At 59.7% G+C, this 387-nt stretch carries 1 protein-coding gene; it reads right to left on the bottom strand.

Translation table 11 applies throughout. The features are described from left to right. Positions 1 to 51: 51 nt before the first annotated feature. Positions 52 to 285 carry a hypothetical protein gene (locus tag EOD07_RS38060; protein WP_032898557.1) on the bottom strand — a complete coding sequence of 78 codons (234 nt, stop codon included), beginning with the start codon at positions 283 to 285 and terminating at the stop codon, positions 52 to 54. Positions 286 to 387: the final 102 nt, after the last annotated feature.

The raw sequence follows: 387 nt of genomic DNA on the forward strand, positions 1-387 counted from the left end.
TTTCCCGTGATAGGCGAGCCAGGACCGCGACGCAATCGCGCCTGAATTTGATCATCGTCGGCTGGCAGCGTTATAGAGGGCTTGGATCATCAGGGCGGACACGAACGACAAATGGCCTTTGTCCGACTCTCGAACCTCAGTCTTTTGCAGCGGGCATGGCTGACGGCTTTCGTCGCCGCACTGCTTTGTCTTGCCGCGACCGCGCTTGCAGTTGCCGAGACGAAAAGCGACGCGCGCAGCGTCACCGATCGAGGCCGCATTCACGGCGACGCTGAAGGTATTCACCAGGGAAGCCTTCCGATGCAATGGCCTTCGCGCAGAACAATCTCGGGGATGTCAGCTGGAATCGGGCCAGCTATGGCGGCGGCAAGGCCGAATATCAAAAGG

The sequence above is a fragment of the Mesorhizobium sp. M2C.T.Ca.TU.002.02.1.1 genome, assembly GCF_003997225.1.